This is a genomic window from Mycolicibacterium holsaticum DSM 44478 = JCM 12374, assembly GCF_019645835.1.
In the GTDB taxonomy this organism is placed as follows: Bacteria; Actinomycetota; Actinomycetes; order Mycobacteriales; family Mycobacteriaceae; genus Mycobacterium; species Mycobacterium holsaticum.
Map to the genome: position 1 here is coordinate 3,430,592 of NZ_CP080998.1, position 20,578 is coordinate 3,451,169.

19 protein-coding genes and 1 pseudogene are annotated in these 20,578 nt (G+C 68.9%); 7 read left to right on the forward strand and 13 right to left on the reverse strand.

Annotated elements, in window-relative coordinates; genetic code table 11:
* Nucleotides 1–23: 23 nt before the first annotated feature.
* Nucleotides 24–839 (reverse strand): translation elongation factor Ts, encoded by an 816-nt coding sequence (gene tsf, locus K3U96_RS16670; protein ID WP_069407754.1) that lies wholly within the window; start codon nucleotides 837–839, stop codon nucleotides 24–26.
* 2 nt (nucleotides 840–841) lie between these two features.
* Complete coding sequence (gene rpsB / locus K3U96_RS16675; protein WP_069407753.1) at nucleotides 842–1,702, reverse strand: 30S ribosomal protein S2; 861 nt, start codon at nucleotides 1,700–1,702, stop codon at nucleotides 842–844.
* Nucleotides 1,703–2,000: 298 nt separating this feature from the next.
* Here rpsB and K3U96_RS16680 point away from each other — a divergent pair, with 298 nt between their 5' ends.
* Complete coding sequence (locus K3U96_RS16680; RefSeq protein ID WP_220690432.1) at nucleotides 2,001–2,489, forward strand: M23 family metallopeptidase; 489 nt, start codon at nucleotides 2,001–2,003, stop codon at nucleotides 2,487–2,489.
* A 32-nt stretch (nucleotides 2,490–2,521) separates the two neighbouring features.
* Nucleotides 2,522–2,635 (forward strand): annotated as a pseudogene (locus K3U96_RS27210) (LLM class flavin-dependent oxidoreductase); the annotation flags it as partial.
* Between the two features lie 145 nt (nucleotides 2,636–2,780).
* Here the strand turns inward: K3U96_RS27210 and K3U96_RS16690 are convergent.
* From K3U96_RS16690 to K3U96_RS16725, 8 genes are all read right to left on the reverse strand, one after another.
* Entirely contained in the window at nucleotides 2,781–3,653 is an 873-nt protein-coding gene (locus K3U96_RS16690) for an alpha/beta fold hydrolase (protein WP_230982175.1), read from the reverse strand.
* Between the two features lie 77 nt (nucleotides 3,654–3,730).
* The gene (locus K3U96_RS16695; RefSeq protein ID WP_220690434.1) at nucleotides 3,731–4,633 is read right to left on the reverse strand and encodes a tyrosine recombinase XerC; all 903 of its coding nucleotides are present in this window, start codon (nucleotides 4,631–4,633) and stop codon (nucleotides 3,731–3,733) included.
* A 31-nt stretch (nucleotides 4,634–4,664) separates the two neighbouring features.
* A complete protein-coding gene (locus tag K3U96_RS16700; RefSeq protein WP_220690435.1) occupies nucleotides 4,665–5,825 on the reverse strand; it encodes a lactate 2-monooxygenase in 1,161 nt (386 codons plus the stop codon).
* A gap of 24 nt (nucleotides 5,826–5,849) precedes the next feature.
* Entirely contained in the window at nucleotides 5,850–6,725 is an 876-nt protein-coding gene (locus K3U96_RS16705) for a siderophore-interacting protein (protein ID WP_220690436.1), read from the reverse strand.
* Between the two features lie 62 nt (nucleotides 6,726–6,787).
* Nucleotides 6,788–7,834, reverse strand: coding sequence for a cellulase family glycosylhydrolase (locus tag K3U96_RS16710; RefSeq protein WP_220690437.1), 1,047 nt, complete (start codon nucleotides 7,832–7,834; stop codon nucleotides 6,788–6,790).
* Nucleotides 7,835–7,843: 9 nt separating this feature from the next.
* Nucleotides 7,844–8,968: a DNA-processing protein DprA gene (dprA, locus tag K3U96_RS16715; RefSeq protein ID WP_220690438.1), complete on the reverse strand. Its 1,125-nt coding sequence runs from the start codon at nucleotides 8,966–8,968 to the stop codon at nucleotides 7,844–7,846.
* Nucleotides 8,965–10,476: a YifB family Mg chelatase-like AAA ATPase gene (locus K3U96_RS16720; protein WP_069407109.1), complete on the reverse strand. Its 1,512-nt coding sequence runs from the start codon at nucleotides 10,474–10,476 to the stop codon at nucleotides 8,965–8,967. The genes dprA and K3U96_RS16720 overlap by 4 nt, the downstream gene beginning before the upstream one ends.
* On the reverse strand, nucleotides 10,476–10,850 hold the full coding sequence (locus K3U96_RS16725) for a YraN family protein (RefSeq protein WP_220693557.1): 375 nt from the start codon (nucleotides 10,848–10,850) through the stop codon (nucleotides 10,476–10,478). The genes K3U96_RS16720 and K3U96_RS16725 overlap by 1 nt, the downstream gene beginning before the upstream one ends.
* A 133-nt stretch (nucleotides 10,851–10,983) precedes the next feature.
* Between K3U96_RS16725 and K3U96_RS16730 the strand changes: the two genes are divergently transcribed.
* Complete coding sequence (locus K3U96_RS16730; protein ID WP_220693558.1) at nucleotides 10,984–11,802, forward strand: DUF1206 domain-containing protein; 819 nt, start codon at nucleotides 10,984–10,986, stop codon at nucleotides 11,800–11,802.
* Here K3U96_RS16730 and K3U96_RS16735 read toward each other — a convergent pair whose 3' ends face one another.
* Nucleotides 11,803–12,174, reverse strand: a complete 372-nt coding sequence (locus tag K3U96_RS16735; RefSeq protein WP_069407111.1) for a heme-binding protein — start codon at nucleotides 12,172–12,174, stop codon at nucleotides 11,803–11,805.
* Nucleotides 12,175–12,401: 227 nt separating this feature from the next.
* Here K3U96_RS16735 and K3U96_RS16740 point away from each other — a divergent pair, with 227 nt between their 5' ends.
* Genes K3U96_RS16740 through K3U96_RS16755 form a run of 4 tightly spaced genes read left to right on the forward strand, consistent with a single transcriptional unit; the run spans nucleotide 12,402 to nucleotide 18,573 of the window.
* Nucleotides 12,402–13,418, forward strand: coding sequence for an iron ABC transporter substrate-binding protein (locus tag K3U96_RS16740; RefSeq protein WP_220690439.1), 1,017 nt, complete (start codon nucleotides 12,402–12,404; stop codon nucleotides 13,416–13,418).
* On the forward strand, nucleotides 13,419–14,993 hold the full coding sequence (locus K3U96_RS16745) for an ABC transporter permease (protein WP_220690440.1): 1,575 nt from the start codon (nucleotides 13,419–13,421) through the stop codon (nucleotides 14,991–14,993).
* Nucleotides 14,990–16,033, forward strand: a complete 1,044-nt coding sequence (locus K3U96_RS16750) for an ABC transporter ATP-binding protein (RefSeq protein WP_220690441.1) — start codon at nucleotides 14,990–14,992, stop codon at nucleotides 16,031–16,033. The genes K3U96_RS16745 and K3U96_RS16750 overlap by 4 nt, the downstream gene beginning before the upstream one ends.
* Nucleotides 16,030–18,573, forward strand: a complete 2,544-nt coding sequence (locus tag K3U96_RS16755) for an AMP-binding protein (RefSeq protein WP_220690442.1) — start codon at nucleotides 16,030–16,032, stop codon at nucleotides 18,571–18,573. The genes K3U96_RS16750 and K3U96_RS16755 overlap by 4 nt, the downstream gene beginning before the upstream one ends.
* Here K3U96_RS16755 and K3U96_RS16760 read toward each other — a convergent pair.
* Complete coding sequence (locus K3U96_RS16760; RefSeq protein ID WP_220690443.1) at nucleotides 18,554–19,357, reverse strand: acyl-CoA thioesterase; 804 nt, start codon at nucleotides 19,355–19,357, stop codon at nucleotides 18,554–18,556. The two genes, K3U96_RS16755 and K3U96_RS16760, sit on opposite strands and share 20 nt — an antisense overlap.
* Entirely contained in the window at nucleotides 19,354–20,574 is a 1,221-nt protein-coding gene (locus tag K3U96_RS16765; RefSeq protein ID WP_069407116.1) for a CoA transferase, read from the reverse strand. The genes K3U96_RS16760 and K3U96_RS16765 overlap by 4 nt, the downstream gene beginning before the upstream one ends.
* Between the last annotated feature and the right edge of the window lie 4 nt (nucleotides 20,575–20,578).

Consider the following 20,578-nt stretch of genomic DNA (forward strand, 5'->3'; position numbering starts at 1 on the left):
AAATAGCCGAGCGCGGTACAGGTTTAGGCCTGGCCGACCTCGAAGCGCACGAACCGGGTGATCGTCACGCCTGCGTCATCGAGCAGCGCCTTGACGGTCTTCTTGTTGTCAGACACCGATGGCTGGTCGAGCAGCACGACGTCCTTGTAGAAGCCGGTCACGCGGCCCTCGACGATCTTGGCCAGCGCCTGCTCGGGCTTGCCCTCGTTACGGGCGGTTTCCTCGGCGATGCGGCGCTCGTGGGCCACCACGTCCTCGGGCACGTCGTCGCGGGTCAGGTACTTGGCCTTCAGCGCGGCGATCTGCAGGGCGGCCGCGTGTGCGGCCTCCGTGTTCGACCCGGTGTACTCGACGAGCACCCCGACGGCGGGAGGCAGGTCGGCGGCACGTTTGTGCAGATAGGTCTCCACGGTGCCGTCGAAGTACGCGACGCGACGCAGCTCGAGCTTCTCGCCGATCTTGGCCGACAGGTCGGCGATGACCTGCTCGACGGTGCTGTCCCCGAGCTTGGCGGCCTTGAGGGTGTCGACATCGCCCGCCTTGGCGGCCGCCGCGGCAGCGACGATCTGCTCGGCGACGGCCTGGAACTCCGCGTTCTTGGCGACGAAGTCGGTCTCCGAGTTCAGCTCGATCAGCGCGCCGTCCTTGGCCGCGACCAAGCCCTCGGCGGTGGCACGTTCGGCGCGCTTGCCGACGTCCTTTGCGCCCTTGATGCGCAGCAGTTCGACGGCCTTGTCGAAGTCGCCGCCGGACTCGACCAGCGCGTTCTTGCTGTCGAGCATGCCGGCGCCGGTCAGCTCCCGCAGTCGCTTGACGTCGGCAGCGGTGTAGTCAGCCATCTCTAGCTCTCCGTAGTTTTTGGTTCGGTCTGGACGTTCGCCTCCGGGGTGCCGGGCTCGGCACCGGCGGCGGTCGGGGAAGCCGTCGCGGTCGCGGAGGCCAGCAGTTCCTGCTCCCATTCGGCGAGCGGTTCGGCACCGGTGGCGTCCGGCTTGTCGCTGTCGCGTCCCACACCGGCCCGGGCCTGCAACCCCTCGGCGACCGCGGCGGCGACCACCTTGGTCAGCAGTGCGGCCGAGCGGATCGCGTCGTCGTTGCCCGGGATCGGGTAGTCGACGAGGTCGGGATCGCAGTTGGTGTCCAGGATCGCGATGATCGGGATGTTCAGCTTGCGGGCCTCGGCGACGGCGAGGTGCTCCTTGTTGGTGTCGACCACCCAGATCGCCGACGGCACCTTCTGCATGTCGCGGATACCGCCGAGGCTGCGCTCGAGCTTGTTCTTCTCGCGGGTCAGCATCAGGATTTCCTTCTTGGTGCGACCCTCGAAGCCACCGGTCTGCTCCATGGCCTCGAGCTCCTTGAGGCGCTGCAGGCGCTTGTGCACGGTGGAGAAGTTGGTGAGCATGCCGCCCAGCCAGCGCTGGTTCACGTACGGCATGCCGACACGGGTGGCCTCTTCGGCGATCGACTCCTGCGCCTGCTTCTTGGTGCCGACGAACATGATCGTGCCGCCGTGGGCGACGGTTTCCTTGACGAACTCGTACGCCTTGTCGATGTAGGTCAGCGTCTGCTGCAGGTCGATGATGTAGATGCCATTGCGGTCGGTGAAGATGAACCGCTTCATCTTGGGATTCCAGCGTCGGGTCTGGTGCCCGAAGTGGGCGCCGCTGTCAAGCAGCTGCTTCATGGTTACAACGGCCATAGTCAGCCATGTCCTTATGTGTTGCCGGTTGTCGCCCGACGTCGGGTGACGCCGAGCCCTGGTGCCTGCTCGGAATGCCAGACCCGTCTCGGAGGGCCCGAGTCGGGACCGACGGCATCCGGGGTACGACCTTGAAAAACCGGGTCGTGGCGCAGACACGCGAAGTCAGCTCGCTCATGCGAGCTGCAGTTGGCAGTTTACACCGTGCACAGCGGTGCTTTTTCCACAGCGACCTGCTGATCCACAGATCGGCGAGCAGCCCTGGTGCCGGCTGCCGACGATACGCTGAGCTGGGCGTATGCGATGGGCGGCGGTGGTGGTGGCCGCGCTGGTGTGGGCAGCACCGGCGCACGGCGCGGGGCAACGCCTGCAGTGGCCGCTTCAGCCGCGGCCCGCGGTGGTGCGGGTGTTCGACGCGCCGTCGCCGAACTGGCAGCGCGGCCACCGCGGCGTCGACCTGGCCGGGTCGACGGGCCAGCCGGTGTCCGCGGCCGCGGCGGGCACCGTGGTGTTCGCCGGCGATCTGGCCGGTCGCCCGCTGGTGTCGATCGCCCATCCCGGCGGCCTGCGCACCAGCTACGAACCGGTCGAACCCACGGTGCGGGTCGGGCAGCGCGTCGACGCGGGCACCGCGATCGGTCGACTGCAGGCGGGCCATCCCGGCTGTCCGGGGGCGGCGTGCCTGCACTGGGGCGCGATGTGGGGTCCGGCGTCACGCGCGGACTACGTGGACCCGCTGGGCCTGGTCGCCACCACCCCGATCCGGCTCAAGCCGGCGTCGGGCTAGCGTCGGAAAAATGACCGTCGCTTCCGACGCGCACCGGCACCTTGGTGCTGAACAACGACCTGCGTCATCCGGTCGAGGTCGCCAGGGAAACCGCCACCGTCGCAGCGGTTTCCGGCGGCCGTTTCGAACTCGGGCTGGGCGCCGGATCGCTGGTCGCGGGCCTGCAGAACCGGATCGCCGTGGTGGCCGAGGCGGCCGTCGAGCGTCAGCAGCGGTTCGGGGTGCGCTACTGGACGGTGTTCGACGCCTGGGGCGAGCGGCCCTCGGCGATGCCGGACCTCGCCGAGGTCATCAAACGGCTGCGCTGACCTCGTCGAGGAAGTCGACCATCGTGGGCACGACGACGTCCGGTTTATCCCGTTGCACCCAATGCCCTGCTCCCCCAATGATTTTGATTCTCGCATCGGGGATGAGCTCGACCGCCGCGCGGGCCGCAGCGACAGGCACGCTGGTGTCCCTTTCGCCGTGGATGACCAGCGCCGGGCGCGGAAACGACGCCAACCGGGCACGGTAGTCGGTGGTCAGGCGATTCCATCGCACCTGATCGCGCTGCCATTGCCCGAACGCGTCGAAGCCGTTGCCGGCACGGGCGGCGGCCACGACCTCGTCGAGCAGTTCCGGGGTGCGTCGCGCGGGGTCGCGAATCAGCGCGGGCATGAGCCGGGCCATCACGGTGCGGTTGCGGCCCGACCAGCGGGTGAGCGTGTCGAGCAACCCGGTGCGCAGCATCGTCCAGGTCAGCGCCTGCCGCGTCGCGGACAGCGGACCTTGCGACAGGCGCGGCATGAGGCCGTAGCTGCCCAGCAGCATTGCGCCGCTGACCCGTTGCGGCCGGTCCAGGACGTGGCCGATCGTCAACCCGCCGCCGAGGGACAGCCCGCCGATCGCGTAGCGCTCCAGTTCCAGGACATCGATCAGCTCACCCACGTAGGCCACCAGCCGTTCCTGCGTCGACGCCCATCGCGCGGGCGGGCTCTCCCCGTAGCCAGGGTGGTCGGGAGCCACCACCCGGTAGCCGGCCGCCGCCAGCCGCGGACCGACTTCACCCCAGGACAGCGACGCGCTGTCCACGCCGCCGCCGTGCAGCAGGACGACTGTCGGTGCGGCGCCGGGTTTTCCGGCTGTCCACCGAAGGTAGGAAACGGTTCCCCACGACAGCTTCACGGTCAGCCGCTCCCCTTGCAGCGATTTCGGCGCGCTGACGGTCGCTGAGCGGGCGTAGGCGCGCCGAAATCGCCAATTCACGCGCGGGGGTGGGCCTGGTCGTGAACGGCGCGCAGCCGCGCGACCGTGACATGGGTGTAGAGCTGCGTGGTGGCCAGCGTGGAATGGCCGAGCAGTTCCTGCACGACCCTCAGGTCCGCCCCGCCTTCGAGCAGATGGGTGGCGGCGCTGTGCCGTAAGCCGTGCGGACCGATGTCGGGTGCGCCGTCGACGGCAGCGACGGTCTGGTGCACGACGGTGCGTGCCTGGCGCGGGTCCAGGCGGCGGCCGCGCGCACCCAGCAGCAGGGCCGGACCGGAATGGGCGGTGGTCAGGGCGGGGCGCCCGTCGGCCAGCCACGAAGTGAGCGCTGCCTGCGCGGGCTCGCCGAACGGAACGGTGCGCTGCTTGTTGCCCTTGCCGAGCACCCGCAGCAGCCGCCGTGACGTGTCGACGTCGTCGAGGTCCAGCCCGCACAGCTCGCTGACCCGAATACCGGTGGCGTACAACAACTCCACGATCAACCGGTCCCGCAGCGCGAGCGGATCACCTTGCTGCGCACCGGACTTCGCGGCATCCATCGCGTCGATCGCCTGGTCTTGGCGCAGCACCGATGGCAGTGTGCGACGGGCCTTGGGCACCTGCAGCCGCACCGCGGGATCGGCGGTGAGCAGCCCGCGCCGCACCGCCCACGCGGTGAACGTCTTGACCGACGACGTACGCCGGGCCAGCGTGGTGCGGGCCGAACCCGCCGCGGCTTGTTCGGCCAGCCAGGAGCGCAGCAGCGGCAACGTCAACGCGCCCAGCCCGGCCTCGGGCGCCTGCGCGTCGACGAATTCGAACAGCGACCGCAGATCGCCGAGGTAGGCGCGGCGGGTGTGCTCGGAGCGCCCGCACTGCAGTGCGAGGTACTCGTCGAACTCCTCCAGGATCGCGTCCACGCCCCTACCGTCGCAGACCCGACGGCAAGTGTCAGGTGACGCGCCGCATCGCCTCCGGGGTCAGTTCTTTGAGCGAACGGTAGCCGTCCACGGCCATCGTCACGTCGGCCTCGGCCAGCAGCGACCGCAACACGTGCACGATCCCGTCCACACCGCCGAGCGCGAGCCCGTAGGTGTAGGGCCTGCCGATGGCCACAGCATCGGCGCCCAGCGCGAGCGCCTTGATGATGTCGGTGCCGCTGCGAATGCCCGAGTCGAAGATCACCGGCAGCCCGTCGGAGGCGTCGACGACCGCGGGCAGGCATTCGATGGCCGGTATGCCGCCGTTGGCCTGCCGGCCGCCGTGGTTGGAGCAGTAGATGGCGTCCACGCCGCCGTCCTTGGCGCGCCGGGCGTCGTCGGGATGACAGATGCCCTTGACGATGAGCGGCAGGTCGGTCAGCGACCGCAGCCACGGCAAATCATCCCAGGTCAGCGGGTTGCCGAAGATCTGCGCCCAGCGCAACACCGCACCCTGCGGGTCCTCCTCGGGCGCCTTGGCCAAGCTCGCCCTGAACACCGGGTCGGAGGTGTAGTTGGCCAGACACAGGCCGCGAAGGAACGGGAAGTTCGACGTGGTCAGGTCACGCGGGCGCCAGCCGGGAATCCACGTGTCCAGCGTGACGACGATGCCCTTGAACCCGGCCGCCTCCGCGCGGTGCACGAAGCTGGCGGCCAGGTCACGGTCGGTGGGCGTGTAGAGCTGGAAAAACCCTGGGGTGTCGCCCAATTCGGCGGCCACCTGTTCCATCGGGTCGGCCGACATCGTCGAGGCGATCATGGGCACGCCGGTGCGCGCGGCGGCCCGTGCGGTCGCCAGGTCGCCGTGTCCGTCCTGGGCGCACAGCGCGATGACGCCCACCGGCGCCATCAACGCCGGCGTCGGCAGCGTCAGCCCGAACAGCTCCACGGACAGGTCGCGGTCGTTGGCGCCGACGAACATCCGGGGCATCAGCCCCCAGCGGTCGAACGCGGTGACGTTGACCCGTTGTGTGCGTTCGTCGCCGGCGCCACCGGCGACGTAGGACCACATCGACGGTGACATCGCGGCCTGGGCCTTGGCTTCCAGTTCGGCGAACGCCATCGGCAGGTTCGGCAGCACACCGGCCAGTCCCTGGAAATAGATCTCGAGTTGGTAGTCGCTGAACGCCATGAGGCTAGGGTGCCAGGCCGACGGTCAGCCGTCGGCCGGTTCCTCCGCCTTGGCCAGTTCGCGCTTCCACTGGCGGAACGTCTCCTCGGTGCGGCCGCGGCGCCAGTAACCGGAGATCGACGACGCCCACCTGGCGTCCACGCCGCGCTCCTTGCGGATGTAGGGCCGCAGGTTGTGCATCACGGCCTGCGCCTCGCCGTGGATGAAGACCTGCACCTGCCCGGGCAGCCACGGCGTCTCCTTGACCGCCGCGATGAGCGGCGCGTTGTCACCGGCCATGTCCTCGGGAACGAGGTCGGCCCGGCCGCCGCGATAAACCCAGCTCAGCTCGACGCCGTCGGGCTTCTTCAGCGGGAGCTCGTCGTCAGGGCCACTGATTTCGATGAAGGCTTTGCCAATCGCGTTGTCGGGCAACGCTTCAAGCGCCACGCTGATCGCGGGGATGGCGGCCTCGTCGCCGGCGAACAGGTACCAGTCCGCTGCCGGGTCCGGAGCGTAGGCGCCGCTGGGTCCCATCAGGTAGACGGGCCGGCCCGGTTCGGCGGCGGCCGCCCACGGCCCGGCCACACCGTGCTCACCGTGCACCACGAAGTCGATCCAGATCTCGCGGCGCTCGGGGTCGACGTTTCGCACCGTGTAGGTACGCACCGTCGGCTGACGTTCGGGCGGCAAGGTCTTGAAGCTGTCCATGGTCAGCGGCTGCGGCAACGCGGCGACGTCCGCGGCGCTCAAGTCCTTGTCGAAGATCGCGATCTTGACGTAGGAGTCGGTGAACTCGTTGGGTGTGAAGGTGTCGAAGCCGGTTCCTGGACCCGAGCCGCCAAGCACCAGGCGGATGAGATGCGGTGTCAACTCCTCGGTACGCACCACTTGGAAGGTGTGTATCGGACGCCCTGCCACCTAATCCTCCATATCCACAGCCGTCGCCGCCGACTAGACGAGCGGCGCACCGACCGTCCGGTCTACCTTGCCAGCGCCTCGGCCGCCACTTTCGGCTGCCAGTCCGACGTCAACAACGCGCCGAAGTTGTCCTGGTCATCCGTTGCGTCCGCGGTGTCGATGTCGCGGATCGAGTAGATGAACACCGGGCCGCTGTAGTCGGTGCGTGACGCCCTGGCCAGCACGTCGGTGATCTGCTTTGCCTGTTCTTGCTGGCTGACCCCGCCCGCCGTCGCGGCCGCGGTGGGCGCCCCGATCTCGGTCATCCAGATCTTCTTCCCACCGTCGCCGTTGTCGACCATGAGTTGGCGTACCCGCTCGACGTCGGACCAACCGTTGTGGTCGTCGACGGCCAGCCCGGCCGGATAGACGTAGGGATGCATAGCCATCGCATCGAAGAACCCCTTGGCGCCGTGCGCATACATCGTCTCGACGAACGTCGGCGGTGCGTCCGGGGCGAACGCCCGGCTCATCCCGGCCGCCAGCACGGTGCTGTGCGGTTGTGCCGCCTTGATCGCCGGATAGGCCGCCTTCAACAGTTCGGTGTAGCGGGCAGCGCGGTCGCCGAGATAACCGAAGAAGATCGGGACGTTCGGCTCGTTCCAGACCTCCCAGCTGCTGACCCGGTCGCCGTAGCGCGTCACCACAGTGGTCAGGAAACTGGCGAAGACGGCCGGTTCGACCGGCGGGGCGCTGAAGTAGGAACCCGGCGATCTGGCCCAGTCCGGCGTGTAGGCGACCATGGCCAGCACCTTCAACCCGCGCGAGCGCGCACCGTCGACCCAGTGATCCAGGTAGCCCCAGTCGTAGGCGCTCGGCATCGGCTCGACGCGCTTCCAGTCGACGAACACCCGCAACCATGACGCGCCGGTCCGGGCGACGGCGTCCAGTTCGCGGTCGGCCTCCATATCACTCATCCACGTCATCGGCGCGCCCACCGCGAAGCCGTACCCGTCCCACGGTGCGACCGTCGCCTCCCCCTGCGCGGGCGGGACGGTGATCGAGACCGTGGCCAGCAGCAGCACGGCCACCGCGATCCGGCCGACACGCCTGATCACCCGCCGATGCATCTCGACAACCTACCGGAGCACCCGTTTCCAGCGGCCGTCGCGACTGCGCACCAAGCCGCACAGCTCCAGGGTTGCCAGCGGACCCAGCACCTGTCTTGCCGGCAAACCCGCGGCGATCGCGATCTCGTCGAGATTGCGTGCGGCGCGCGCAGGTAACGCGTCGTACACCCGCTTGTCGGTGTCGTCGAGGTCGTCCAGCGGTGTCACCGCTCGAGGCTCGTCGGGGGCCAATTCACCGATCCGGCCGACCAGTTCGATGATGTCGTCGGCGCGGGTGACCAGATGGGCGCCGTTGCGTAGCAGGGCGTGGCAGCCGACCGACGCCGACGACGTGATCGGGCCGGGCACCGCACCCACCGCGCGGCCCAGAGCGCCGGCCCACGCCGCGGTGTTGGCCGCGCCGCTGCGGGCGCCGGCCTCGACGACAACGGTGGCCCCAGCCAGGGCGGCCACCAGCCGGTTGCGGGTCAAGAAGCGGTGCCGCGCCGGCCGGACCCCGGGGGGATACTCGGTGATCAGCGCTCCGTCTTCGGCGATCCGCCGCAACAGCGAGCTGTGCCCGGCCGGATACGGCACATCGATGCCGCCCGCGAGCACCGCGACGGTCAACCCGTCGGCGGCCAGCGCCGATCGGTGCGCGGCGCCGTCGATGCCGTAGGCCGCCCCGGACACCACCGCCGCATCCCGGGTCGCCAGGCCGGCGGCCAGGTCCGCCGCGGCGTACTCGCCGTATGCCGTTGCCGCCCTGGTGCCGACCACTGCCGCGGCACGCGCAGCCACCTCGTCCAACCGCGCGGGCCCGACCACCCACAGCGCCATCGGCGGGTGATCCTGCGGGCGCAACCGCCCGCCGACCCCGCCGAATGCGGTGAACGCCAGCACCGGCCATTCGTCGTCATCGACGGTGACCAGCCGACCGCCCATCGCCGCGAGGAGGTCCAGATCCCGTGCTGCCCAGTCGATGTGTCGTCTGGATTCGGTGCGCTCGTTCACCGCATCACCGGCTTGCCCGTTTCGGACCCGGGCGGCGGCCTCGACGACACCGACGCGCGCGACGAGTGCCTTCAACGCCGGGCACGGCGGTTCGGCCACCCGGGACAGGTACGCCCATGCCCGCGCGACGTCGCCGGTCACCGCGCACCCCCGCCCTGCCGGAAACTCAGGGCCGCGGTGACGTCTTCCAATGCCGGTGACGTCCGGCCCGCCAAATCGCAAAGCGACCACGCCACCCGCAACGTGCGGTCCACGCCACGGGCGCTGAGCAGACCGCGGTCCATCGCGTTGTGCAGTGGGTTCATTGAGGCCCGTGGCAGCCGGAACTTGCGCCGCAGCAACGATCCGCTGACCTCAGCGTTGGTTCGGATGCCGTGCGCGCGCCAGCGTTCCTCGGCCGCATTGCGCGCGGCCGCGACGCGCTCGCGGACCACCGCGGTGGACTCGCCGTCCGGTTGTACGAGTTCACCGGCCCGCACGGGGTGCATCTCGACGCGCAGGTCGACCCGGTCGATCAACGGGCCGGACAACTTGCCGAGATACCGCCGCTTTTCGGTACTGCGACAGACGCAGTCCTGGGGGTTGGCCGGTGCGCACGGACACGGGTTGGCCGCCAGAACCAACAGGAACCGCGCCGGATAACGGGCCACGCCGTCGCGGCGGGCCAGCCGAATCTCGCCGTCTTCCAGCGGAGTTCGCAACGCCTCGAGGACGCTGACGCCGATCTCGGCGCATTCGTCGAGGAACAGCACGCCGCGGTGCGCTCGACTGACCGCGCCGGGCCGGGCCAACCCGGCACCGCCCCCGACCATCGCCGCGACGCTCGACGTGTGGTGCGGTGCGATGAACGGCGGTTGCGTGATCAGCGGAGTGCTGCCCGAAAGCATGCCCGCCACCGAGTGAATCGCGGTCACCTCCAACGACTCACCTTCCGACAGCACCGGCAGCAGACCTGGAAGACGTTGCGCCAGCATCGTTTTACCGACCCCGGGCGGCCCCGTCAGCATCAGATGGTGGCCGCCGGCCGCGGCGACCTCGACCGCGAACCGCGCTTGGGTCTGGCCGACCACGTCGGCAAGGTCCATCGGCGCCGGGGCGACGTCGTGCCGCGGGTCGACTCTGCCTTCCAGCTGGATCTTCCCCGCGACCCACAACTGCAGTTGGCGCAGCGTCCGCGCACCCCACACGTCGATGCCGTCGACCAGGCTGGCCTCGGCGATGTTGGCGGCGGGCACCACCACTGCCGGCCAGCCTTCGTGTTTGGCCGCCAGAACCGCGGGCAGCACCCCGTTGACCGGGCGCACCCGGCCGTCGAGGGCGAGTTCACCGAGCAGCAGGGTCTTCTCCAGCCGCGGCCACTCGGCCTTCTCTTGCGCCGACAGCACCGCCAGGGCGAGCGCCAGATCGTAGACCGACCCCATCTTCGGCAGCGTCGCCGGTGACAGCGCGAGCGTCAGCCGCGACATCGGCCAGCTGTTGCCGCAGTTGGTGATCGCCGCGCGCACCCGGTCCCGCGACTCCTGCAGCGCCGCATCCGCCAGCCCGACCAGATGCACGCCGGGTAGACCCGAGCTGATATCGGCTTCGATCTCCACGATGTGCCCCTCGAGGCCGCGCACCGCCACCGAGTAGGCCCGTCCCAGCGCCATCACCCCACCCCCTGGACATGGGTGATCTCGGGTGTTCGGCGCCGACCGATGCGCACGCCGACGACGTCGATGCGCACCTGCGACCACCCGATGTCCTGGGCCGCCAACCACAGACTGGCCAGCCGTCGTAGCCGTCGCACCTTTTCCGGGGTCACCGCCTGCTCGACCCCGCCGAACCGGTCGCTCGTGCGGGTCTTCACCTCGACGAACACCGCGATGCGCGCCGCGTCGTCGGCGGCGATCACATCCAGCTCGCCGTAGCGGCACCGCCAGTTGCGCGCCACCACCCGCAATCCGAGCGACCTCAGATGGTCCACCGCCAACTGCTCTCCGAGCGCGCCGATTTGGGCGCGGGTCCACGTAGCCGTCCACATAGTCATGGCCTCACGGTGCGGTTCGGCACCGACAATCCGCGCCGTGACGGCTCGACTTGTCCCCAACCGGCGATTCATCCACAACTCGGGCACGCCCTGTTTCGCCGCCGTCAAAAACGGGGTACACGCCGGCATGACCGACAAGTCGATACACGGAGTCGCCGACAGAGCCACCGACAGTGATGCGTTCGAGTACACCGCCCGCGCCGGCTTCGCCGTCAGCGGCGTGCTGCACCTGCTCGTCGGCTATCTGATCCTGCAGATCGCGCTGGGGTCCGGAGGCAACGCCGACCAGTCCGGGGCACTGGCCGCGCTGGCGCAACAAACCGGCGGCACCGTGCTGTTGTGGGTCGTCGCCGTCGGGCTGTTCGCGCTGGGCCTCTGGCGGGTCGCCGAGGCGATCGTCGGCCCGCGGCCCGGGGAGGGATCAGGTCGCTCCCGTGACGACACCCCGGCGTGGAAGCGGCTCAAGTCGCTCGGCCTTGCGGTGGTCAACTTCGCCATCGCGTTGTCCGCGGCGCGGTTCGCCATGGGCAGCGGCCAGCAGAGCACCCAGCAGAACGCCGGCCTGAGCGCGCAGATGATGCAGTCCGGGTGGGGCAAGGCCGTCCTCGTCGCCGTGGGGCTCGGATTGATCGGCGTCGGGGGCTATCACGTCTACAAGGGCGTCACCAAACGGTTCTTCAAAGACCTACGCAGCTCCGGCGGCACCGGCGTGACCGCCGTCGGCATCACCGGCTACGCGGCCAAAGGCCTGGTGCTGGCGGGCGCCGGGGTGCTGGTGATCGCGGCGACACTGCAGGCCGACCCAACCAAGGCGACCGGGTTCGACGCGGCGGTCAAGACCCTCGGGCAGGCGCCGTTCGGCAAGTTTCTACTCATTCTCGCCGCGGTCGGCATCGCCGCCTTCGGGGTCTACAACTTCGTGCGCGCCCGATCCGGTCGGATGTGACTATCCGCCCATCGTGTCGAACAGCGTGGCCAGCTGTCCGGGGCTGACCGCGATACCGCATTGGGCGCGCATATCGGTCAACGGCGCCGCGATCCCGCGCAGATCGAAGTACTCGTTGGGATGCGCGGTGAAGTAGGCCCGCACCGCGGCCTTGGCATCATCCGGTGGTTGCGTCGCTGCGGCGGTCAGCACCTGGTTGGCTTCGGGATGGGCCTCCAGGTAGCCGCCCGCCTGCCCGAGCACGCCACTGGCCGTCGTCGCAAGCCCGCTGGCCGTGCACGGTGCGGCTTGGGCGACCGGACCGGCGCCGAAGGCCCCGACGACGATCACTGCCGCTGCGCAGACCAGCCCTGAACGTTTGGTTCCGTTCATTCATCCGTCCTCGGTGTCAGTGCCGCGGGGCCGGTCCGCGGCATCGCCACAAACGTATCGCCGAAACGGCGGGCGACCACTTGGAATCGGCTGCGGTGACGAAGTGGGCGCCGACCCACTGCGCCACAGCCAGCGGACCGAGAGCCACGGAAGGGTATGTTAATTAGGTAAACCTCAGCTAAAGTGCGCGGGATTTGACCTGCATGAAACCGTGAAAGGACCCCGGTATGCGACCACGGTGGAGCCGGATCGCCGCGCTCGTGTCGACGCTCGCCCTCGCCGCAGGTGCAACCGCCTGCACCAGCTCGAGCGACAGCGACGAGCTGCTGATCTACAACGCCCAGCACGAGTCGCTGGCCAAGGAGTGGATCGACGCCTTCACCGAGGAAACCGGCATCAAGGTGTCCTACCGCCAGGGCGGTGACACCGAACTCGGCAACCAGCTGGTGGCCGAGGGCGACGCATCCCCCGCCGACGTCTTCCTCACCGAGAACTCCCCGGCCATGGCGGCCGTCGAACGCGCAGGGCTGTTCGCCGAACTCGACGCCGAGACGCTCGATCAGGTTCCGCCGCAATACCGTCCGGACACCGGCAGGTGGACCGGGGTGGCCGCGCGCAGCACCGTGTTCGTCTACAACAAGGACCGGTTGCAGCCCGATCAACTGCCCAAGTCGATGCTGGACCTGCAGCAGCCCGAGTGGAAGGGCCGCTGGGGCGCCCCGCCGGCGAAAGCGGACTTCCAGGCCATCGTCGCCGCGCTGCTGGAACTCGAGGGAGAAAGCGCGACCGCGCAATGGCTGGATGCGATGAAGGCCAACGCGGTGCTGTACAACAACAACATCGACACCCTCAAAGCGGTCAACACCGGCGAGGTCGACGGCGGCATCATCTACCACTACTACTGGTACCGCGATCAGGCCAAGACCAAGGAGATCAGCGGCAACACCGCGCTGCACTACTTCAAGAACCAGGATCCGGGTGCCTTCGTCAGCCTGTCGGGCGCCGGCGTGCTGGCTTCCAGCGACAAGCCGGATCAGGCCCAGCAGTTCGTGCGGTTCATCACCGGCAAAGCGGGACAGGAAATCCTGGAGAAGGGCACCTCGTTCGAGTACCCGGTCGCCAGCGGAGTGGCCGCCAATCCCGCGCTGCCCCCGCTGGACTCATTGCAGGCACCCGCCGTCGACCCGTCGACGCTCAACGAGCAGAAGGTGACCGAGCTGATGACGAAGGCTGGCTTGTTGTAGGTGGCCGTCCCCACCGTCGCACCTCCCGCTGCACCGGCTCCGCGGCCGGACAGCGTCACCCGCCCGGGTCCGTTGGTTTCGGCTACGGTCGCGATTTTGGTTGCCGCGACGGCTATTCCACTCGGCTACGTGGTGTGGGGCGCGGTCTCGGTCGGCTGGGACCGCGCCTACCAGCTGGTGGTGCGGCCCCGCGTGGGCGAGCTGCTGTACAACACCGCCGCACTGGTGGTCCTGACCGTTCCGCTCTGCGTGCTGATCGGTGTCGGGGTGGCCTGGCTGGTGGAACGCACCGATCTGCCCGGGCGCGCGTTCTGGCGCCCGCTGTTCGTTGCGCCGCTTGCGGTTCCGGCGTTTGTGAACAGCTACGCCTGGCTGGGCGTGGTGCCCTCGCTGCACGGATTGTGGGCGGGGGTGCTGATCACCACGCTGTCCTACTTTCCGTTCATGTACCTGCCCGTCGCGGCGACGTTACGCAGGCTCGACCCGGCGGTGGAGGAATCAGCGCGTGCGCTGGGCTCGGATTCGGTAGAGGTGTTCTTGCGCGTGGTGTTGCCGCAACTGCGACTGGCGATTCTGGGCGGCGGGTTGCTGATCGGTGTGCATCTCCTCGCCGAGTACGGCGCGTTCGCAATGGTGCGTTTCGACACTTTCACCGTGGCGATCTTCCAACAGTTCCAGGTGACCTTCGACGGCGCCGCGGGCAGCATGCTGGCGGGGGTGCTGGTGTTGCTCTGCCTTGCCCTGCTGGTCGGCGAGGCGGCGGCGCGCGGCAACACCCGATTCGCGCGGATCGGATCCGGCGCACCCCGTGCCGTCACCCCGATTCATCTGCGCAGCAGCGCGATCCCTGCCTCGGCGGCTCTGATCGTTCTGGCGGTCCTTGCGATCGGGGTGCCGGTGTGGACCATCCTGCGCTGGTTGTGGATCGGCGGTGCCCAGGTGTGGGTCGTCGGCGACATCGTGAACTCGTTGGCACAAACGATTGGGTTGGCCGCCCTGGCGGCGGCGCTGACGACCGTGCTCGCCTTTCCGGTGGCGTGGGTGGCGGTGCGCTCCAGCGGATTTCTGGCCCGCGCCGCCGAAGGCGCGAACTATGTCGCGAGCTCGCTACCCGGCATCGTCACCGCGCTGGCGTTGGTCACCGTGACCATCTCCGTGGCGCCCGCGCTCTACCAGAGCGTGGCGCTGATCGTGTTCGCCTATGTGCTGCTGTTCATGCCGCGCGCACTGGTCAACGTCCGCGCCGGGCTGGCCCAGGTGCCGCCCGGTCTGGAGGAGGCGTCCCGCTCGCTGGGCAGCTCGCCGACCGCGACGTTCTTCCGCGTCACGCTGCGCCTGACCGCGCCCGCCGCGGCCGCGGGAGCGTCGCTGGTGTTCGTCGCCGTCGCCACCGAGCTGACCGCCACCCTGCTGCTGGCGCCGACGGGCACCAGGACGTTGTCGATGCGGTTCTGGTCGCTGTCCAGCGAGCTGGACTACGCGGCGGCCGCCCCGTACGCGCTGGTGTTGGTGGTGTTGGCGATACCGGTGACGCTCATCTTGTTCCGGCAGTCGACGAAGGCGGCCGCGCTGTGACCGCCACCGTCGAAACCCACGGGTTGGCAAAGTCTTTCAACGGCCACACCGTGCTGCACCACATCGACCTCGAGGTGCAGCCCGGCACCACCACCGCCGTCGTCGGCGCCTCCGGCTGCGGAAAGACCACGCTGCTGCGGCTCATCGCCGGGTTCGAGAACCCCGACGCGGGCACGATCAGCATCGGCGGCCGTCAGGTGGCGAGCCCACAGCGCTCGGTGGCACCGCACCGTCGTGCGGTCGGCTACGTCGCCCAGGACGGTGCGCTGTTTCCGCACCTGAACGTCGGGCAGAACGTGGCCTACGGTCTGTCACGCAACACCCGCAGCGCGCGCGTGCGTGCCCGGGTAACCGAACTGCTGGAGACCGTCTCGCTCGACCCGTCCTACGCATCGCGACGCCCGCACGAACTTTCCGGCGGCCAACAACAACGGGTCGCACTGGCGCGCGCGCTGGCCCGCGAACCGGCCCTGATGCTGCTCGACGAGCCGTTCAGTTCGCTGGACACCGGGCTTCGGGCATCCACCCGCACAGCGGTGGCGAGGTTACTCACCGACGCCGGGGTGACGACCCTGCTGGTCACCCACGACCAGGAGGAAGCGCTGTCGATCGCCGACCAGGTCGCCGTGATGCGAGACGGCCGGTTCACCCAGGTCGGCCCGCCGCAACAGGTGTACCGGCAGCCCAAGGACCGGTTCACCGCAGCGTTTCTCGGTGACTGCATCGCGCTGCCGTGCACGGTCAACGCCGGTATCGCCGAGTGCGCGTTCGGGCGGGTTGCGGTACGCGCCGACGGCGACGGGTCCGCGACCTTGCTGCTGCGCCCCGAACAGCTTGTGGTGACCGAGGTTTCGGACACCGAGCAGTACCGGGGTGTGGCCACCGTGATCGCCACCGAGTTCCTGGGCCACGACGCGCTGCTGACGATCGACCCCGCAGGCGACGCCGAACCGGTGGTCGTGCGCCAGCACAGCCTCAACGCTCCGTCGGTCGACGCCAAGGTGCAAATCGAGGTGGTGGGCGAGGGAGTCGTGCTGTGACGGGCCGGCTCGTCGACTTCCTGCGGGGCCATGGCGACAACCTCGCGGTGCTCACTGACACGCAGCACCTCACCTATGCCCAACTCGCCGACCGGGTCGCCCAGGCCGCACCCGAACTCGGCGATGCCCGTCGCCTGGTGCTGCTGGAAACCCGCAATGACATCGGCACTCTGGTGCACTACCTTGCGGCCCTGGCCGGTGGGCATGTGGTGCTTCCGGTTCCGGCCGGACGTGATCACTCGACGATGGTGCAGACCTACGATCCCGACGTCGTCGTCGCGGCCGCCGGCGTGCACCACCGGCGACAGTCGGGCCGTCATCGACTGCATGAGGATCTCGCGCTGCTGCTGTCCACCTCCGGAAGCACCGGTTCCCCCAAGCTGGTGCGGTTGTCGCACACCAACCTGATCTCCAACGCCACCGCGATCGCCGACTATCTCGACATCCACGAAACAGACCGGGCCGCAACCACCTTGCCGATGTCGTACTGTTACGGACTTTCGGTGATCCACAGCCACCTGCTGCGCGGCGCCGCGCTGATCCTCACCGATCGTTCGGTGGTCGACGATCAGTTCTGGGAGCTGTTCAACCGTTGCGGCGGAACCTCTTTCGCGGGTGTTCCCTACACCTTCGAACTCCTCGAACACGTCGGCTTCGACACGATGGAGCTGCCCGCCCTTCGTTATGTCACCCAGGCCGGTGGCCGGATGCCGCCCGAACGGGTGAAACGGTTCGCCGAGCTGTCGCAGCGTCGCGGCTGGGATCTGTTCGTGATGTATGGCGCCACCGAAGCCGCCGCCCGAATGGCTTATCTTCCACCCGAACTCGCGTTGTCGCGACCCACCGCGATCGGCCGGCCGATACCCGGCGGATCGTTGACCCTCGAACCGCTCGACGACTGGTCCGGCGAAGACGTGGGCCAACTGGTCTACCGCGGCGACAACGTGATGATGGGTTACGCGCACGGGCCCGGTGAGCTGTCGCTCGGCAAGGTCGTCGACACGCTGCACACCGGCGATGTCGCCCGTCGCGCCCCCGACGGCCTGTTCGAGGTGATCGGCCGCACCAGCCGCTTCGTCAAGATCTACGGTCTGCGTATCGATCTGCAGCGGCTCGAAACCACGCTGAGCGCACACGGTGTGACGGCGTTCTGCACGTGCGATGACGAGCACCTCGTGGTCGCCGCGGCCGGACGCCACGACGCGCACGACGTGCAACGCGCCGTCGCCGACGCCGCCGGCGTGCCCGCCGCCTCAGTGCGGGCGGTCAGCGTCGACGAATTGCCGCTGTTGTCGACGGGCAAGCCGGACTATCAGACCGTGCGGCGCCTGGCGCGCGATTCCGTCAAGCAGGCCGGGGACACCGGTCTGCGTGAGCTTTTCGCCGATGTGCTGCACCTGGATCCGGCCGCCGTCGACGGCGACGCCACCTTCGTCGACCTCGGTGGTAACTCGCTGTCATATGTGGCGATGTCGGTGCGGCTCGAGCGGATGCTCGGGCGGCTGCCCACCGACTGGCATCAGCGTCCGCTGCGGGAACTGCAGACCATGGCCAGGCCCGTCAAACGCCGGCGATGGTGGGCGTCGACGCTGGAGACCAGCGTGGCGTTGCGGGCGGTCGCGATCGTGCTCATCGTGGGTTCGCACGCCGAACTCTTCGAGCTGTGGGGCGGCGCGCACGTGCTGCTCGGGGTGGCCGGATACAACTTCGGCCGGTTCTGCATGACCCCGGTGCCGCGCCTGGACCGGGTGCGCCATCTGCGCAACACCATCGGCTGGATCGCGGTGCCCTCGGTGCTGTGGGTGGCCGTCGCGCTGGTGCTGACCGACGACTACACGTGGACGAACTTGTTGCTGGCCAACAAGATTCTGGGCCCGCACGACAGCATGACGGCGGGGCGGCTGTGGTTCGTCGAGGTGCTGGTGTGGGTTCTCGTCGCGCTGCTGCTGCTGTTCTGGCTGCCCGGACTGGACCGGTTGGAGCGGCAACGACCCTTCGGGGTGGCGGCCGCGTTCCTGGTGGCGGGGCTGGCGTTGCGCTATGACGTGCTCGGGGTGGGCCTCGGCCGCGAGGCGTGGTTCACGATGCTGGCGTTCTGGTTCTTCGCGGTGGGCTGGGCGGCGGCGAAAGCGTCGACGACGCTGCAACGCGCCGCGGTGACGGCGGTGCTGGCCGTGGGGCTCCACGGCTATTTCGACAGCACGTTGCGCGAGGCGCTGGTGCTGGGCGGTCTGGTGTTGCTGATCTGGCTGCCGACGATCCGGTGCCCGGCCGCGCTGACTGTGCTCGCCGGAGTTCTCGCGGAGGCCTCGCTGTATACGTACCTGGTGCACTACCAGGTGTACCCGCTGTTCGGCGGGCAACCGCTGTTCGGGGTGGTGGCGTCGCTGCTGGTCGGAATGCTGCTCACCTATGTGCTCACCCTGCTGCGCAGGCGCGCCTCGGTGCCGAAAGGGACATTTGGGCGACAAAATGCGAGCAAATCCCGCCAGGACGTCGATCTCGGCGCCAGTCAAGGGGCTAGGCCCGGTCGGCGATGAGGCCTTCCTGCGTCACCGTTGCCGCGATGACGCCGTCGGCGCGGATCAAGCTTCCGGTGACGACACCACGGCCGCGTGCGGCGGCCGGCGAGACCGTCTCGAGCAGGTTCCACTCGTCGGCGCGCACCGGGCGGTGAAACCAGATCGACGAATCCGTTGTGCCGCTTCGATGGGTACGCGCCCGCATCGAGTGCCCGTGCACCTGCAGCGCCGGGTCGATCATGTAGACATCGGTGACATAGGCCGCAAGCAAGGTGTGCAGCAGCGGATTGTCGGGCAGCGCGACCGTTGCGCGCCACCAGAATCGACGCACGAACGCATCGCCTACCCCGTCGTCGGCGATCCTGATGTCGAGTTCGTCGAGCGGCATGGACGGCGCGGGCCCGGCGGGTCCGGTCTGCGGCAGCGCCTCCGGGTCCTGCGGCAACTGCGGCCGTCGACCGTGCTGTGGCCCAGCCAGTGCGGTGGCAAACGATACCGTCGCCGTTGTCAACAACCGGTCCCCCTGCCGGGAATCGACCCGGCGCGCCGACGCGGTGCGGCCGTCGAACACCCGCGCCACGCTGTATTCGACGTCATCGCCGGCTTCGCCGCCGCGCAGGAACTGCAGATGCATGTTGGTCGGCGGCCGGTCTTCGCCGACGGTGCGTACGGCCGCGGCGAGGCTCTGCGCGACGAACTGTCCCCCGTACGCGCGCTTGCCCGCCGGTCCGCTCGCCGCACCAATCCACGAGTCGGTGCCCTGCCCCGCCCGCACGTCGAGTAATTCGAGCAGCTTGCTCATTTAGCGTGACCCGTGGCCACAGTGCCGGATTCGATCAGGTGTGAAACTTCGTCGACGCTCATTGCCAGCCACTCGTTGAGCACCGCGGTCGTGTCGTCGCCCAGCGCCGGCGCGGCGACCGCGGGCGGATACGTGCCGCCGATCGAGATCGGCAACCCCGGGGCCAGGTATTCGCCGATACGGGGTTGATCCAGCGCGGTGAACAACGGGTTGGCGGTCACCTTGTCGTCGGTGACGGCCTCGGCGAAGCTGCGGTACCTTTCCCATAGCACCGACGACGCCGACAGTGCCGCGACGATCTCCTCGGCGGTGTGCGATGCGAACCACTCACCGAACAGCCCGGTGAGCGCGTCGCGATGCTGATAGCGCTGCCCCTCGTCGGTGAAGTCTGCCCGCAATGTGTCGGCCAGCGCGGCAACTGATTTCGTGGTGCCGGTCAGCTCGGCGAGGTCGCGAAAGTGCCGAGGGGTGAGCGCGACGACCATGAAGGACACCCCGTCGCTGCTGGTGAAGTCCTGACCGTACTGACCGTAAACCGAGTTGCCGATCCGTTCGCGGCTGGTGCCGTTGACCATGGCCTCGGTGAACAGGCTCAGGTTGCCCGCGGTCGCCAGTGCGACGTTCTCCAGCGGGATGGCGATGCGCTGGCCCTGTCCGGTCGCGTCGCGGTGGCGCAGCGCGGTGACGACGGCCAGTGCCGCATAGATACCGCAAGAGACGTCCCAGGCCGGCAGGACGTGGTTGACCGGTGTGGCCAGTTCGGCGGGACCGGTCACCAGCGGAAAACCGATACCGGCGTTGACGGTGTAGTCGACGCCGGTGCCGCCGTCGGCGCGGCCGGACACCTGCACGTGAATCAGGTCGGCACGCAGCGCCGCCAGCGTGTCATATGAATGCCATTCCCGGCCTGCGACATTCGTCAACAGCACACCGCTGTCGGCGATCAACCGCTGCACCAGCTTCTGGCCCTCCTGCGAGCGCATATCGGCAGCAACCGAGCGCTTTCCCTTGTTCAGCCCCGCCCAGTAAATGCTCTCCCCGCCGGTGGTGACAGGCCACCGGCGGTAGTCGGCCGCGCCGCCGATCGGGTCGACCCTGATCACCTCGGCGCCGAGTTGGGCCAGCGTCATCCCGGCCAGCGGCACGGCGACGAAACTGGAGATCTCAACGATGCGCACCCCGGCCAGGGGCCGGGCAGGATCAGGTGTGCCGGTCATCCGG

Coding starts and splice junctions, on each gene's coding strand:
- tsf (WP_069407754.1), bottom strand. CDS start 839: ATGGCTGACTACACCGCTGCCGACGTCAAGCGACTGCGGGAGCTGACC.
- rpsB (WP_069407753.1), bottom strand. CDS start 1,702: ATGGCCGTTGTAACCATGAAGCAGCTGCTTGACAGCGGCGCCCACTTC.
- K3U96_RS16680 (WP_220690432.1), top strand. CDS start 2,001: ATGCGATGGGCGGCGGTGGTGGTGGCCGCGCTGGTGTGGGCAGCACCG.
- K3U96_RS16700 (WP_220690435.1), bottom strand. CDS start 5,825: ATGGCGTTCAGCGACTACCAACTCGAGATCTATTTCCAGGGACTGGCC.
- K3U96_RS16710 (WP_220690437.1), bottom strand. CDS start 7,834: ATGCATCGGCGGGTGATCAGGCGTGTCGGCCGGATCGCGGTGGCCGTG.
- K3U96_RS16720 (WP_069407109.1), bottom strand. CDS start 10,476: ATGGCGCTGGGACGGGCCTACTCGGTGGCGGTGCGCGGCCTCGAGGGG.
- K3U96_RS16725 (WP_220693557.1), bottom strand. CDS start 10,850: ATGTGGACGGCTACGTGGACCCGCGCCCAAATCGGCGCGCTCGGAGAG.
- K3U96_RS16730 (WP_220693558.1), top strand. CDS start 10,984: ATGACCGACAAGTCGATACACGGAGTCGCCGACAGAGCCACCGACAGT.
- K3U96_RS16735 (WP_069407111.1), bottom strand. CDS start 12,174: ATGAACGGAACCAAACGTTCAGGGCTGGTCTGCGCAGCGGCAGTGATC.
- K3U96_RS16740 (WP_220690439.1), top strand. CDS start 12,402: ATGCGACCACGGTGGAGCCGGATCGCCGCGCTCGTGTCGACGCTCGCC.
- K3U96_RS16760 (WP_220690443.1), bottom strand. CDS start 19,357: ATGAGCAAGCTGCTCGAATTACTCGACGTGCGGGCGGGGCAGGGCACC.
- K3U96_RS16765 (WP_069407116.1), bottom strand. CDS start 20,574: ATGACCGGCACACCTGATCCTGCCCGGCCCCTGGCCGGGGTGCGCATC.